We start from the raw sequence: 14411 nt of genomic DNA, 5'->3' as shown, positions 1-14411 counted from the left end.
TCCTCTGTAGGCGGTTCGCTGGGTTCCTCTGTAGGCGGTTCGCTGGGTTCCTCTGTAGGCGGTTCGCTGGGTTCCTCCGTGGGCGGTTCGCTGGGTTCCTCCGTGGGAGTGACGCTGATGTTAAAGTCATCGCTAACCGTGGCACCTTCTTCGTCGGTTGCTTGTACCGCGATTTCGACGTCGCCTACACTGTTATCGGTGGGAGTACCGCTAAAGGTTTGCGTTTCCGGATCGAAGTTCAACCAACTGGGAAGGGATGTGCCATCGGCGCGGGTTGCCTCATAGGTTAAGGTATCGCCCGGATTGTCAGGGGCGAAGGTATTTTCCGGAATTTCAAAGTTAACGGGAGTGCCTTCGGAAAAGGAGCGATCGGCGATCGCATTTTCTACGGTGGGCGCATCGTTGAGAGCCACTTCAAAGCTGCTTAAGGTTGCAGCGGGAACGGGATTTCCGGTGGTATCCCGCACGCGATCGCCTTTTAACTGGGCGGTATAAGTGCCATCGTCTTCAAAGTTCCAGGTGCCTCCGGGAGGAGAAATCTGGTAAGTGGCGGCGATCGGCGTTCCGTTTCCGTCGAGACTGGTGTTGACTAAGTTGGCGAATTGAGAAAACTCGTTCTCACTGGTTATCTGAATGTCGGAATTATCTAAAGTGGAAAAATCGATCGCCCGGTTATCGGTAAAGCTGAGGGTTAAGTTGGTACTGCTGTCTCCTTGGGCGACATCCTCTAGGGTGAAGTCTTCCCAACTGGGGGCGGTGCTGTCGGTGGTTCCGGGAGAACCCACATCTAACCCGCTATTATTCCCCGCTACGGCGCTTTCGTAAGCAGTGGCGGTGGGGGAAGCGCGTCCGATCGCACTCCTGGCCCAATTTTCGCCGTTATCGTTAAATTGCCTCGGGTTATTCCCGCTGACGTCGGTGAGATAGATCGAGGTGGGATTAACATCGGTGGGCCAAGCGTCGCTATTGTTGTAGTTGACGCGATCGGTGGTCTGGGACAACCCAATCTTATAGTCGGCGAGACTGGGCCACAAGGCAAGGCGATCGCCTTCGGTGTCCAATTCGGGCCAATTGGTTACGGGCACCAGATTCGCTTCGGAATCCCAGGCGGCGCTAAAATCGGCTGCCGCGATCGCCTCGCTGTTATATAAAATTCCGGTTTCCCCAGGGGCGATCGAACCCTGTCCCACATTGGCTTCGGTCAGTGCCGGATCGTCATTGTCATCAAATACAAATCCGCCTAAATTAACGGTTCGATTGCCGGCATTATATACCTCTGCCCACTCCCAATTGGGTGCTTCGCTGGCGGGATCGTACATAATCTCCGAAAACACCAACTTGGGCAAGGCTTGTTTTTCATATGAACCGATATCCACCGCTTTCCCGGCAATTCGCTCGAAACCCTCGCGGCGCTGATCGGTGTCCGCATTTTCCGGCACTCTCTCATTGTTTCCAGCATTAATCAGCGGCGAACGGGGAACCAGGGCGTGGGTGAGCGGCGCGTCTTCTGGTGCTTGATTTTGTGCCAGATTGGGATCGATAACCTCGCTCAGTGGAATCCCCCCGATTTCGGCCAAGCTCAGATCTGTACCGTTTTGTATCTTAAACCCATTGCTACCCTCTGGGTTGCCTAGTAAGTTATAGCCACGGCTCTTAAACGTTCCGGTAACATTGGGAGCTTCCATGCCGTCGTTACCATTGGTGTTCCCGGCAATAATCGTGTGCGTCACCCCAGCACTCCCACCGGCAGAGGATTCTACCGCAACTCCGCCGCCGATGTTTTCTGCCCGGTTTTGAGTTATCGTGCTAAATTGTATCTTCATCCGCGCGTCGGTGAAGATGCCGCCGCCTTGATTCTCTGTAGAATTTCCGGAAATGGTGCTATTTAAAACCGTCAGGTCTCCCGCGCGATGCCGAATCCCGCCGCCGTCATCATTGGCGCTGTTGTCGGAGATGGTGGTTTTGGTCACTCTCATCGTGCCGTCTTGGTTGCGGATAGCCCCACCATCATCATTGGCGACGTTGTTGGTGAAAGTGCTATAGCCGATTTTGGCCGATCCACCGTCGTTATCGATCGCACCGCCGTCTTCTGTGGCGGTGTTATTCAAAAAGTCGATATTTGAACTCGTCAGGGTGCCTCGATTTTTAATCGCTCCCCCGTCTTTTTCCTGCGGCCCGCCGTTGGCATAGCCGTTTTCTAGGGAGAGGTTCCGCAGCTTTAATGTGGCGTCTTCATCCACGTGGAACAGCCGAAATTTCGGCGTATCCTCGCCATCGCTTCGGGCGATGGTGCCGCCTTTACCATTAATAATCAGGCTGTGCCCGTTATCGGGTTTAATTGAGGGCAAGCCATTGTCACCGTCGGTGTTGTTGTCGATCTCGCTTACGGTGAAGGTCTGATTCCGCAAGTTTATGGTATCGTCTTCTTGGTTGCTATTCGCTTCCTCGATCGCCTGTATTAATTCTTCGCCGTTTTGTGGGGCAAAGCTGGCCAATACGCCGCTATACTTTTGCTGCGCTTGTTCCTCCACCGCTAAGGGAGCTTCGATGTCGCCTGTGGTGACTTCTAGATCCCAGTCGCCTTGTAAGACAGCCGCGCCGGTTAAATCCTCGGAGGCGGCAATATCTGCCCCGGTGAGCTGACTCAGTTTTTCCAGGAAAGCTGCGCCGGCTTCGGTTTCGCCTACATTACAGCCATAGAATAAAATATCGGCGCGATCGCTCAGGTTAGACGCGAGAGATTGCAACTGTTCGCTATAGCTCTCCAGGGTTTCGGCATTGAGCTCGGTGGCCCCAAGGGACACTGTACCAGGGGCACCGTGAGAAATGAAGTGCATGCTCTCGATGCCAGTCCTATTGCCGATCGCTTCTGCGATCTGCTCGATACCGTCGCGATCGCTATCCAGCGCGATCGCTTCGGTATTCGGTGCTAGGGAATCGATGAGAGTATCGGCGTCTTCAACGGTGGAATCGATAAAGACAAGGTTTTGCGCCGGATTTGACGCGATCTCTTCCTCGGTGGAAGCCATCTGGTTCCCAAAAGCAGTTTGCGGTTCTAGTTGAATATGTTTCATCGGTTTGGTACATCCCCATTGATTGACATAAGGTTTCTCTGGCGGACACGGATCGCGTTACCCGGAGGGTCAAACTGTTGTTGACTGAAATGTTTATTTCCCTAAGCTCTTCACAAAGAAAAACTTGTTACCTTCCTACTATAACCCGCACTACCCGGTAGTCGGCACTCCCCCTCTAGATATAAGTGGGCATCTCTCTTTGGGTATAACGTGTGACAGGCTGATGCGTAAAATCACGGAAAAATGACGCGGGAAAAAACCAGCACCCCGACGAGCCAATTCATTGCACTAAAAAAGCAAAAATTAATTTTTTTAAGCTTAAAGCAAAGAATGCAATAGCAATTTAAAGAAAAATTATTTTTTTTAGTTTTTTCCGGTTAAATTGCTAAATTTATTGATAATTTACCCAAAATTGCCGTAATTTGCTAAAATATGATGTTAAATGTTTTTAACAATGCCCGTTTTAAATTCCAGTGGATCCTTAAGGAAAATCCGGTTAAACTCGGCTTGTGTTTCAGGTGATATAAAAAATATATGCAATATGCAATTTGCAACTTCTTTCCCAAAATCTGATAAAATACAGTGGATCCCCCAATGCGGGGTGATGGCAATTTTTGGCAAAATGGACTGACTTGGATCTCAGATGAAACCTTATCAGCTTCTCCCGATCGCCGAGTGTGGCGAACCTTTAGTACCCATTCCTTTGGATCGCTTTGCGGTGGAGTCGCCGCATCCCTATGAAAAACTGGGGGCACCTTATGGGGGGCGATCGCCCTTTTATCTGCGTCAAGGGGTGGTGGAAAAGTTGCTCGCCGCCCAAAACGCCCTGCAGGCAAATCATCCCGGGTGGCGCATCCAGATTTTCGACGCCTATCGCCCGATCGCGGTGCAGCAATTTATGGTAAACTATGCTTTTGCCTCAGAAGTGCGATCGCGCGGTTTGACCCTCGCCGAATTAACCGAGGCACAGCGTCAAGATATTTTCCAGTCGGTTTATCAATTCTGGGCGGTTCCCAGTGCTGATGTAGCGACACCGCCGCCCCACGCCACCGGTGCTGCAGTGGATGTTACCCTCATCGCAGCAACCGGCGACGCAGTAAATATGGGGTCGCCCATCGATGAAATTTCCCCGCGATCGCACCCGGATTATTTCGCCAACAGTAGCGACGATGCGGAAAGAGTGTATGACATGCATCGGCAAATTTTGGCAGATGCCATGCGATCGGTCGGTTTTGCCCGCCATCCTAACGAGTGGTGGCACTTCTGCTACGGCGATCAAATGTGGGCCTGGTTAACCGGGCAAGACACCGCCCGCTATGGCAGAGTGGATTAACTGGAGGCGAAAGTGGCGATCGTTTAATTGTATATGTCGGTGGAGATGGCAAAATGTGAGATTTCTGTAGGGGAGGCGGAGCCTCGCAGAGGGCGTTCCCAGGCGGTTGCCGGGAAACAGTGTATAGTCGCGTAGGCGGAGTATAGCCCTAGGGGGCATGGCTACGCTAAAGCTTGCCTAGGCGGGATTTCAATCGCCCGCTGTTGATTGCCGTTCTACTTGCCAAATATGTCCGAAGGGGTGAAGGGGGGTAAGCTGGTAATTGGGATGCTGCTCGATCGCGCCATATAGGTCGATGGAGGGGCGGAATAACAGGACATCGCTGAAACCCTCGGGAATCTGGATCGGTGCATCGTCTTCGAGTACCCATAACCGCACCTTGGGATGGAGTTTATAGCTCAAAGAAGTGAGACGACTGATGCGCTTGGGACTGGAAATCACTAAGGGGGTTTCCGCTTGATTGGCGATCGCGGCGACTTCGGCATTATAATAGCTGCTGTACTTGTGCCACCAAGTCTCCGCCTGGGCGCTGATGGCACAGGAGAAGATTCCCCCGGCGATCGACAGCACAAATAACAATTGCCAAAAAAATTGTTGCAGATTGCCAACTTTAGCCAGCGGCAAGCCCCACCGGGGAAGCGCCTTTCCGGGTGCTTCCTGGGGGGCGATCGCGGTTTTGCGGGCAAAAAGATAGGCGACGGCGAGTTGGATGGCGAGATAAGAGGGAAACAGATAGCGGGCAATTCCCGATCGCTGACCTCCAGAAACGATATCGTAGAGCATTAAAAATACACCATTGCCGGCGATCGCGCTCAACAGAAACAGCCAAACCCGTCGCGGCGCGCTGCGACAGAGGAAATAAAGCGCATATCCCACCACCATCACAACTGGAATTATCGCATAAACCCCTACATCTCCCCAAGCAAACTGGGTCATATCTTCACCGCCTACCACATCAAAAAGTTGTCGCGGATAAACGCTATGAAGGTCAAAAAATACCGCCGTCAGATTCACAACCCATCGCTTCCCTAAATTGCCCAGAGGAATCTCTCTTCCCATCCATTGCCCGATGGTGCTTTCATTATCAAAATAAACGATAATCCAAGGAATCAAACTCGCGCCTCCCGCCAGAGAAGCCCACAGATAATATTGCACTCGTTTCGTCCAGCGAAATTTTTCGAGTAATCCCACATAAAGCCCTTGTCCGAAAAACACCAATCCCGAAATTAAATGGGAATAAAACCCGAGAAAAACCGCGATTCCATAAACTGCCCATCTTTTGCGCGTAGGCAGTTTCATTGCCCGCAGGAGTGCCACACTAGAAAGTAAGGTGGTGACGGTCCACAAACTATATTGTCTGGCTTCTTGGGCGTAAAGCAAATGCAAGGGAGAAACCGCCAGCAAGCAGATAGCAAACCATCCCACAGTAGGCGATTCAAATAACGCGATCGCCAGCCAATAGATAGCCGGAAATGCCAGCAAACTAATCGCTGCCGCCAAACTGCGAGTAACAGCCGCACTACTGCCAAACCACTGCATCCACAGTCGAGTTAGCAGATAGTAAATCGGTGCATGTTCGGCGTTTTCAGCTAAGGCATCAATGGTATCGTTCCAGCCATTTTCGGGAGAGAGAGTCTGGAATTGATGCAACTGTTCGACGGTGAGGATTTCTCGGGTTGGTATGCGCTCGTCAAATTTGCTTTTGCGATATCCTGCCACCCGCAAAGAAGTATGCACTTCGTCAATCCAATAGATTTTTTTATCCAGATTGTAAAAGCGCAAAAAAATTCCCACAGCCAAGAGAAAAACCACCAGTAAATGCAATGGCTTGAACTTGAGTTGATGTCGTTTCATTTTTTTTATCAATTTTTTTTTCGAGAGTTTATATCGTTTTTCATGCAGGGGTGTGAGTTCAAAATTAGGGTAAGCACTGCTCACCGAATGACCCCTATTCACAGCCAAATCATTTATGTACTCGTGCAAAAATAATGCCAGATGGTAGGATGGGCCTCGCCATTCAAGGGAAATTCCGCCTCGCGCAGGAAGTTCTAGAACTGCCCACCCGACAAACCTCAAAAATGGATGTGCAATTTATTTGGCATTAGTGCTTACCTCCTTGCTTACGAATCTGAGTTTAAAATACAACGGCTGTCTAAGACAACGGTGCCATAATTTTCAAAGATAGAACAGCGGTTCATGAGGGTGACGATCGCGGGAGGGGTTGGAGACTTTAACTGAGCGATCGCCTGTTGGGCGGCGGGATACTGACGAAGCCAAGAATTTTCTGCCAGATAGCTGGGGGTAAATGCGCCTTTATCCACCAACCACAAATCCACGCGATAGCGATCGAGAAATTGTTGCACTGTTGCGAGTTCTGGAGTGTATTGAGCTGCGATAGTGGCTTCGGTGCGATCGCGAAATTGCGCGTAATAGCCCAAATGGTAGGGAATCGCATATTCTCGCCCTGCTAAAATCGAGCGATGAGCAAAGGTGGGCAAATTATTTGCTTCTTCCGATAACGAAGCAATCAGACTGTCTTTTGGTTGCTGTTGCAAAAAGCCATAGAGTTGCGGTTGGGTACCAGTTTGGTAATAAGTCCAGGGGAAATTACTCATCGCCCATTGGGGATAAAAAATCAGCGTCGCCAATAGCAAGCTGGTGAGGGGAAAAAATAGCAACTTGCGCCACAAGGTGCGCGCCCATTTTCCCGCCGCATCTAGCAATAAAGTAATGGCGATCGCCGCTGAAAATGCCATCACCATTCTCAAACTATGTTGGGTGTAGCGACTGGGCAAATGCAACTGAAACAGGAGGGCGTGGGCGGCAAAAAACATCCCCAGAGAAGCGAGCAATAATTCCCCTAAGACTCTCACCCGAATTGACAGAGATTTTGCCAGGGGAAACGGTTGCGGAAATTGCCGCAAAATTGGCAACAAAAATCCCAGAGCCATAAATGCCGGGGTCAGGGCAGCGGATAAGCCAATCCCACTGCGCCCGTGGAACCAAAAATCCCAAGCATTTGCGATAAAAAACTGGGTTCTGCCCCCCGGTAAAAATTCCGGTAAGGTTTTAGCTTCGGCGAGACTGATTGTCGGCGAAAATTCCGAGGTGCTGATGGCATAGGGGAGCAGAATAAAGAAGGCAACGGCGATATTTATGGCAAAAAAGCGAGTTTTTTTAGCCGGGAAAGAGAGAGAAAATCGGCGATTTTTCCACTGGATGAGTTGCAGGATTAAAATGCCGGCGGCGATGAAAACATACTGAGGGTAGAAAAGTCCGAGAAGGGCGATCGCCCCTGCTGTGCCGAGTAAGTTTTGCTTTAACAGGTAATACAAAAAGGGCAAAAACAAGGGATAAACGAAGGCTTTTGGCGTGGCAGAAATCAAGCCATCTTGCATCCAAAGGCTTTGATTGAGCAATACGGTGGCGAGAAATCCCGCAAAGGGAACGGGTAATAGCTGAAGGGTGACGCCAAAGCAATAGACAGTGGTGATTAACCCGAGAATGAGGGGGAGGATTTTGCTGAAGATTAATGGAGGAATTCCCACCGCTGCCATGAGGCGATAAAGGGTGGCATATCCGGCGGGGGAAACGGATTGAAAATAATCGGCAATTAAATCCTGGGGGAATAATTGGGAGTCTAAGAAGCGCTGCATCCAAAAGACATGCTGGCGGGCATCGTCTTGCACCACGTAGTCGGCGCTAAAGGCGTCTTGCAGGGCCAAAATGCCGTAAGTGGCGGCGAAAGTGAGGCTGAGGAACAACCAAAATATCGCCACTTTGTGGGAGGATTTTGCAGCAGGTGCGACGAACAGTTTAAGCGATCGGGCGCTGTGCATGGTAGGGTTGAAGGTTTACCGGCTTGGGTAAGCCAAAATACGGCGCGATAATTCCACGCTCAGCACGATACACCTGCCGCATTTGGGATTAAGTTTGCGCCCAAAACTTCGCGGTTACAGGAGGGGTTCGCGGGCAATTTTATCCAATCCAACTGATTGCAAGAGATCGACCCAGTTGCGTTCGAGAAGGGGATCGGTGGGATTTTCCCGGCGCAGTTGTGCCAAGGTGGTGAGGGTATCGTACCAGATACCGGCATCGGCGTAAAGGGCGACGCGATCGCGAACGGTGGCATTTTCGATTTCCGTTGTCAGATCCGGACTCAGTTCTACCCGCTGGATTTGCCCTTGTACGTATTCATCGGTGGCGCGATCGTCGTAGTCGCAGACTAATGCAAATGTCCAGTAATAATTGCTCTCGACTTTTAATTCGGGAACTTCCGGATCCGTGGGAATGCTAATGCTAACTACCCCTTCAGTGGTGGGAACGGTTACTTGTTTCTCGTAAATTGCCTCGCTTTTTTCATCATATAAAACAAATTCTGCACCTTCAGCGGAATTTTCCGGCAGATAGAAAAAGAAGGTGGGAGAGGCGGCAGTGGTTAATCCCGGGGTGCTGGTGCCTGGTAATAATGCAGTCAGGGGTGCTTCGCCTGCGGTGCAATCATTTCCCCGAGTACCGCCCGGTTCGCGCTGTTCGTTTCCGCCTTGGATGTTGGGAACGGTTTCTGCCTGGATTTGGGAAATGGGCACTCCGAAGACGAACAGACACAGGGCCGAGGCGAGACCCACGCTCAGCGATCGCTTGCGAACTGAAGTTGCATTCATAGGTTTTCTCCTGGATGATTTATTTAGTTTTGCCTATAATCCCATTTCCATGCTATCTCATCATTTAGGAATTGTCTGCGGTTTTTTATTAATTTTTTTTACGTCTAATAACGCGAAAAATCTCCACACTTTCCTGCTTGCCTTTCAATGTCATTGGCCCCCAGGACTCTACTTCAAATTCGCCCCCGAGATAAGCGAGGGTTTGGCCGGCAATTAAGATGCGACAGTCATCCACTTGTCGGTCTTTGTGACAACTTTCCAGACGCGAGGCGATGTTGACGCTATCGCCGATCGCGCCATATTCGAGGCGTTCGGTTCCGCCCAAACTGCCTACGGTAACCGGCCCTGTGAAAATACCGGCGCGAATTTGGATAACGGGCAATCCGCGATCGCGCCAATCTTGATTTAGTTTTTGCAAGCATTCTCCCATTGCCAAAGCACAGTTGACTGCATTGCGGGCATCCTGAGCAATTTCTTCCGCACTTTGGCGCGCAATGGGCACTCCAAACAATGCCATCACTGCATCGCCGATAAATTTATTCACAATGCCGTGACGTTCTATCACGGTGCCGGTCATGCTTTGCAAGTATTCATTTAACCATTTCATAATCACTTCCGAAGAGGTTTTCTCGGAAATGGAGGTAAAATCTTTTATATCGGTAAATAACACCGTTACCGTGACTGTTTGTCCGGGAATAATGCCCGATTTAAGTAAGCGATCGCGCTCGTTCCACAGGGCATTGGCCACAGCGGGGGAAGTTTGCTGGCCTAATAGTTTCATCACCATTTGTTGCTGTTGCCGTGCTTGTTGGAACTGGTAAGTGACTCCGGCAACCACCACCAATATAAAGGTCAAACTCGGTGCGGCTATGGGAATCCATCCCGCCTGTAAAAAGAACAAAAAACCCCCGCTAAATAACAGTGCCAAACTTGCGATCGCACTGAGGGATAGAGTGAGGATAGTTTGACTTTTAGCCGCAAGAAACCCACCGCCAGTTGCCCAGGCAACAATCCAGAGAATTTCTGCCCATTCCGGCCAATACCACAGCAAGGGGCGATCGTCGAGAACCGCGCTGAGTATTTCGCTGACCATTTGAGCGTGAATTAGCACTCCTGGCATTTTGCGAGCGCCTTTTTTCGAGGCACTGTAGGGGGTAAAAAACGAGTCGTGCAAACTGGGGGCCGTGGTGCCGATGATGACGATTTTATCCTTGACCCACTCCGGGTCGAAATTCTGGTTTATAATGTCCATAAACCGCACCATCTTCGCGATATTCCCGGAGCGATAATTCAGCAGAATTTTATAACTATTCGGATCCATGTTTTGATAGCCGCCGGAATTGGAGCCGAGCTTTTCAAATACCGTAGTGGCCAACTGATATTGGTTGTTTTCTGTCAGTTGCGGTAAAATATCTTCGCGTTCTTTTAAATAAGCGAGCGCTAGTCGCAGAGAAAACGAGTGCAGGGTAGCATTATCTTTGACATCAAACATTAGATTTCGGCGCACGATCCCATCAGCATCTGTGAGCAAATCGTTAAAGCCAATTTGTTCCGGGGGCAAATTCTTCGGTGGAGGAATGCTTTCGGCATCCGATGCGCCAATATAAGTAATGCCAAATACATTGGGTTGGTCAAATTGTTCGATTAATTCCTCATAGCCCGGTTGGTTGGGGACATCGCGAAAAATATCTAAGCCGATCGCGCTCGGTTGATGTTGCTGCAAATTCGCCAACGCCTGCGCCACCACGCGATCGCGAAGGGGCCACTGTCCCAGGGCGCGGATATCAGATTCCGTCACTGCAACCACCAGGATCCGAGGGTCTGCACCTTCATCGCCGCGCAGGCGCATCATCCCATCGAAAACCGCCAGTTCCAAGGGTTGCAACGTGCCCAACTCTCGCACCCCCAGCAGCACGCCAGTGACGGTAACGGTGGCGATCGCCATTGTAGAAAGGTCCGCAGAACCAATCCGCCGTGCCAGAGTGCGCCACGGCAGGGAAACTTTCGCGAGAACGTTAGAAATCAGAACGTTATTTTTGAGGGTTTCGATAATCACGGGATTAAAATTTAGCCACAATTTATTGCCATCGCGGGGGTTTCCCACCGCACTCACCCGCAAAATGCACCTGGAAATCAAAACGGGAGGAGACCCCGGCGCGAGCAGAGGGCGTTGGTTCTGCATCGCCTATTATTATTGTGCCTCAGTCAATGCCTCGGTGAAACCCCAATATCATAGCTCTGGCCGAGAAATGAGGGCGATCGTAAAGCGCAAAATGCGACGCGGGAGGGATAACGCTTTTGATGTCCTCACCCAACCTGCCACAGAATTGTGTTATATCCTGGATGGGGAAAAATCCTTTATTATTCACTTTCACAACAACGGGTTAGATAATGAGCAATTCTTGGATTTACATGGCCGGTCCTTTATTTACAAAAGCCGAGGTCAACTTTAACCAAAACCTGGCCGATACTTTAACCGAAAATGGCTATCGGATTTACCTCCCACAGCAGGAATGCGCCGGGGTTAAGGCACCAGAAGAACAATTCGCTATTTGCATTCGCGGTATCGATAAAGCCCGGATTATTCTCGCCATTTTAGACGGCACCGATGCCGATTCTGGCACTTGTTTTGAAATGGGATACGCCCATGCCAAAAATATCCCGATTGTCGGACTTCGCACCGACTTTCGTGGCAGTGGAGAACACCTGGGAATCAACCTGATGTTGAGCAACAGTTGCGCCCATTTGCTGTTAACCGCCCTGAATCCGCCTCCTTCCAGCGATCGCGTCACCTATCTGCAACCCGGTGAAGATTTTATCCCGCCATTGTTGCAGGTTTTACGCCGATATGCCGCATAATTTTTCCGAAGGTGGGCATTGCCCACCTGACGGTTATCGGCTTTTTTGAAATATTTTAATTTCCGGATTGATTTTATCAAAATTGGAATACACCCGCATTTTTTCTAACTTGCGATATTCCACTTCCTCGCGATTAAACAAATACCAATTTGGGGTAGACTTGTACTGAAACGCTAACTGATAGCCGAGGTTTTCCGCAAGCAGTTGCGACAAAAATTCATGTTCTGGGGTATTGGGCCGGAAGCGGCGGATATCGTAACCACTGCTGAGGATAATGTAGTCCGGATCCAGGGTGGGTAAATCGGCGAGGGTGGGTTTGCGGAGGGTTTGGGAATTAAACGCTTCTAACCGAGGGAAATATTTGTCGTCCCCGCTTCCGAGGATAAAAGCAGTGGGGGGAATATGCTGTTTCATCCAAGCTTCTACGGTGTAGCGCGAGTCTTGCACCATTAAAACGTTTAGGGTAAAAGAATACGCGAAGGTGTAAATTAAAATGGCACCGATGAAGATAAGTTTTGCTTTAAAAAACTTCTTCGCGGGGGTTAAAAAATTGGCGAGAAACTGCCCGCCGAAAAAGGACAAGACAATGGCAATGGGGATTAAATAGCGAATGTTGCTGTACCAGACGACGCAGATATAAAACAGGTAGTAGGAGAGAATGGGCACGAAAAAAGCGTTGAGCAAGGGCTTTTTTTGCGGGTGTCGCAAGTGGTTTGCCAATCCAATTAAACAGATGCCATATAAAGGCCATCCCATTGCAAATCTGAGATTGGTGAGACTATCGCGAAACATTTTAAGCTGACCCCAGAGGTTTTGCGAGTAGCGCGGATCGATGCTTCCTTTGCCCAAGGTAATCACTTGCACATGTTTGATAAATCCTTCTAGGTTAAACAACAAATTGTGCAGCAGGGCAAACACCGTCAGTCCGATAATTAAAGAGCCGATAATTTTGGGATGCAGGAGAGTGTTTTTGAGGGTGATGGTTTGATTTTGCTGTTTGAGAAGGCGGTGATGTTGCCAAATGAGAAACAGGGGAGTGAGGAGATAGAAACCATAAGCTTGGTCTTTGGTGCAGACGGCGATCGCCGCTACAATAGAAAACAGCCAATAATCTTGCAGGCGTTGAAATTTGAGGATTCTGAGATAAAACAGGAAAGAAAGCACCACCCAGAATAAATAAGGGGCTTCTAAGTTGGTGAGTTTGGCGTAATAGAAAAAGGTGCAGTTTAAAGCAGCGATCGCCGTAGCAAATAAAGCGGCTTTTTTGGAATAGAGTTCTTGTCCGCAGCGATAAATCAGAAACAGCAAACCCAGGGCAAAGATGAGGCTGAGAACCCTGCCGATGTAGAATAAAACCGTATAAGTTTCCAAGTGATTTACATCTACCAAGTTCACGGAATCGAGGAGCAAAATCGGCGAATACAATAACGCCAATAGATAAAAGTGAAACGGGGGATATTTATAATGCCATCCCTGGGAAAAGCGAGCGGCGATCGCTTCTAAGACTTTGGCGGGGACGATTTCATCCGCCGCCCATCCGTCAAAACTGGGCAAACCCCACCAAATCCCGTAAGTGTAGGCAAACAAACAGAGGATGAGAATCAAAACAAAAGCGCGATCGCAACTGTCGAGCTTTTTCCCGGGCATCCAATTAACTTTCCTTACCATTTTTGGGCGATAAATTCTCCCGATCGCGAACATTACTGACTGGCAATTTGGCCACCTGCAGACAATAATAAGCCAAGCTGAGCAGCAAGCCAACCGCAATCAATTTTAAACTATCTTCCAGGGCGTTGAGCCATTCATAAAGCACTGGACTGGTAATAATATCCGTGGTATGACTGAGGGCATCAAAAAAAATCATCGCCCCAGTTAAGGCAATGCCAGATTGGAATAAAGGCAAAAGTTGGCGATAACATTTTAATTCTTTCCGTCCCCAGTAAACGGCGAGGAAAAAAACAGCCAGATAAGCAACCAAGATTAAATCATCGAGCCGATCCGTCAAATCCGTGCGATCGATGTCTAGTTGATAGTGAATGGTGCGGTCTAATCCTTCGTGAATGCTAAACAGTTCGTCGCAGGCTAGAAATAAAAAACCCACCGACAACAGCACCCAGATAAAAGCGGGAGACCGCCAGAAGGATTTCGCGCGGTATTGTGCCTTGCGACGGGCAAAAATCATCCCACACAGCAGGGAAATGAACAGCAGTTCGGCGGTGGAAAGGAAGGTGAGGGGTTGTCCCTCGTCCATAAAATGTTTGGGATAGTATCCCAACAGTAAAGCGGCGACAATCGCAATGAAAATCGCCAGGATATTGATAGCATTAATCAGGAAAAAAGGCCATTTGGGTAAGGGGTTGGGCAAGAGGCGATTCAGCACGAGAATACAGGCTCCTGGGTGGCGATCGGGGTGGGAGGAGGTTGGCGCGATCGCGGAATTTTCCGGCAATTGAAATATTCCGCAAACCGTAGCTTCTCCTA

General features: G+C 49.6%; 9 protein-coding genes. 2 read left to right on the top strand and 7 right to left on the bottom strand.

What is annotated here, in order from left to right; genetic code table 11:
• Positions 1–3074, bottom strand: a 3074-nt coding sequence (locus AC0QH1_RS26110) for a DUF4347 domain-containing protein (RefSeq protein ID WP_324634380.1), incomplete at its 3' end; no start/stop codon positions are given.
• 643 nt (positions 3075–3717) lie between these two features.
• Here AC0QH1_RS26110 and AC0QH1_RS26105 point away from each other — a divergent pair.
• Positions 3718–4407: a M15 family metallopeptidase gene (locus AC0QH1_RS26105; RefSeq protein ID WP_324634379.1), complete on the top strand. Its 690-nt coding sequence runs from the start codon at positions 3718–3720 to the stop codon at positions 4405–4407.
• 189 nt (positions 4408–4596) lie between these two features.
• Here AC0QH1_RS26105 and AC0QH1_RS26100 read toward each other — a convergent pair whose 3' ends face one another.
• The 4 genes from AC0QH1_RS26100 to AC0QH1_RS26085 form a co-directional block, all read right to left on the bottom strand.
• Entirely contained in the window at positions 4597–6261 is a 1665-nt protein-coding gene (locus AC0QH1_RS26100) for a glycosyltransferase family 39 protein (RefSeq protein WP_324634378.1), read from the bottom strand.
• A gap of 266 nt (positions 6262–6527) precedes the next feature.
• Complete coding sequence (locus AC0QH1_RS26095; protein ID WP_324634377.1) at positions 6528–8246, bottom strand: hypothetical protein; 1719 nt, start codon at positions 8244–8246, stop codon at positions 6528–6530.
• 114 nt (positions 8247–8360) lie between these two features.
• Positions 8361–9071, bottom strand: coding sequence for a DUF928 domain-containing protein (locus AC0QH1_RS26090; RefSeq protein ID WP_324634376.1), 711 nt, complete (start codon positions 9069–9071; stop codon positions 8361–8363).
• Between the two features lie 88 nt (positions 9072–9159).
• Positions 9160–11253, bottom strand: coding sequence for a CHASE2 domain-containing protein (locus AC0QH1_RS26085; protein ID WP_324634375.1), 2094 nt, complete (start codon positions 11251–11253; stop codon positions 9160–9162).
• Positions 11254–11462: 209 nt separating this feature from the next.
• On the opposite strand from AC0QH1_RS26085, the gene AC0QH1_RS26080 reads away from it, so the two are divergent.
• Positions 11463–11930: a nucleoside 2-deoxyribosyltransferase gene (locus tag AC0QH1_RS26080; protein WP_324634374.1), complete on the top strand. Its 468-nt coding sequence runs from the start codon at positions 11463–11465 to the stop codon at positions 11928–11930.
• Between the two features lie 33 nt (positions 11931–11963).
• Here AC0QH1_RS26080 and AC0QH1_RS26075 read toward each other — a convergent pair whose 3' ends face one another.
• Both AC0QH1_RS26075 and AC0QH1_RS26070 read right to left on the bottom strand, forming a co-directional pair.
• Complete coding sequence (locus tag AC0QH1_RS26075; protein WP_324634373.1) at positions 11964–13598, bottom strand: ArnT family glycosyltransferase; 1635 nt, start codon at positions 13596–13598, stop codon at positions 11964–11966.
• Positions 13582–14379: a hypothetical protein gene (locus tag AC0QH1_RS26070; RefSeq protein ID WP_324634372.1), complete on the bottom strand. Its 798-nt coding sequence runs from the start codon at positions 14377–14379 to the stop codon at positions 13582–13584. Before AC0QH1_RS26070 ends, AC0QH1_RS26075 begins: the two co-directional genes overlap by 17 nt.
• Positions 14380–14411 lie beyond the last annotated feature (32 nt).

This window comes from Phormidium sp. CCY1219 (assembly GCF_055795085.1).
Note: the sequence above shows the minus strand (reverse complement) of the source record. Positions and strands in the feature narration are given on the sequence as shown.

Coding starts and splice junctions, on each gene's coding strand:
- AC0QH1_RS26105 (WP_324634379.1), top strand. CDS start 3,718: ATGAAACCTTATCAGCTTCTCCCGATCGCCGAGTGTGGCGAACCTTTA.
- AC0QH1_RS26100 (WP_324634378.1), bottom strand. CDS start 6,261: ATGAAACGACATCAACTCAAGTTCAAGCCATTGCATTTACTGGTGGTT.
- AC0QH1_RS26095 (WP_324634377.1), bottom strand. CDS start 8,246: ATGCACAGCGCCCGATCGCTTAAACTGTTCGTCGCACCTGCTGCAAAA.
- AC0QH1_RS26090 (WP_324634376.1), bottom strand. CDS start 9,071: ATGAATGCAACTTCAGTTCGCAAGCGATCGCTGAGCGTGGGTCTCGCC.
- AC0QH1_RS26085 (WP_324634375.1), bottom strand. CDS start 11,253: ATGCAGAACCAACGCCCTCTGCTCGCGCCGGGGTCTCCTCCCGTTTTG.
- AC0QH1_RS26080 (WP_324634374.1), top strand. CDS start 11,463: ATGAGCAATTCTTGGATTTACATGGCCGGTCCTTTATTTACAAAAGCC.
- AC0QH1_RS26075 (WP_324634373.1), bottom strand. CDS start 13,598: ATGGTAAGGAAAGTTAATTGGATGCCCGGGAAAAAGCTCGACAGTTGC.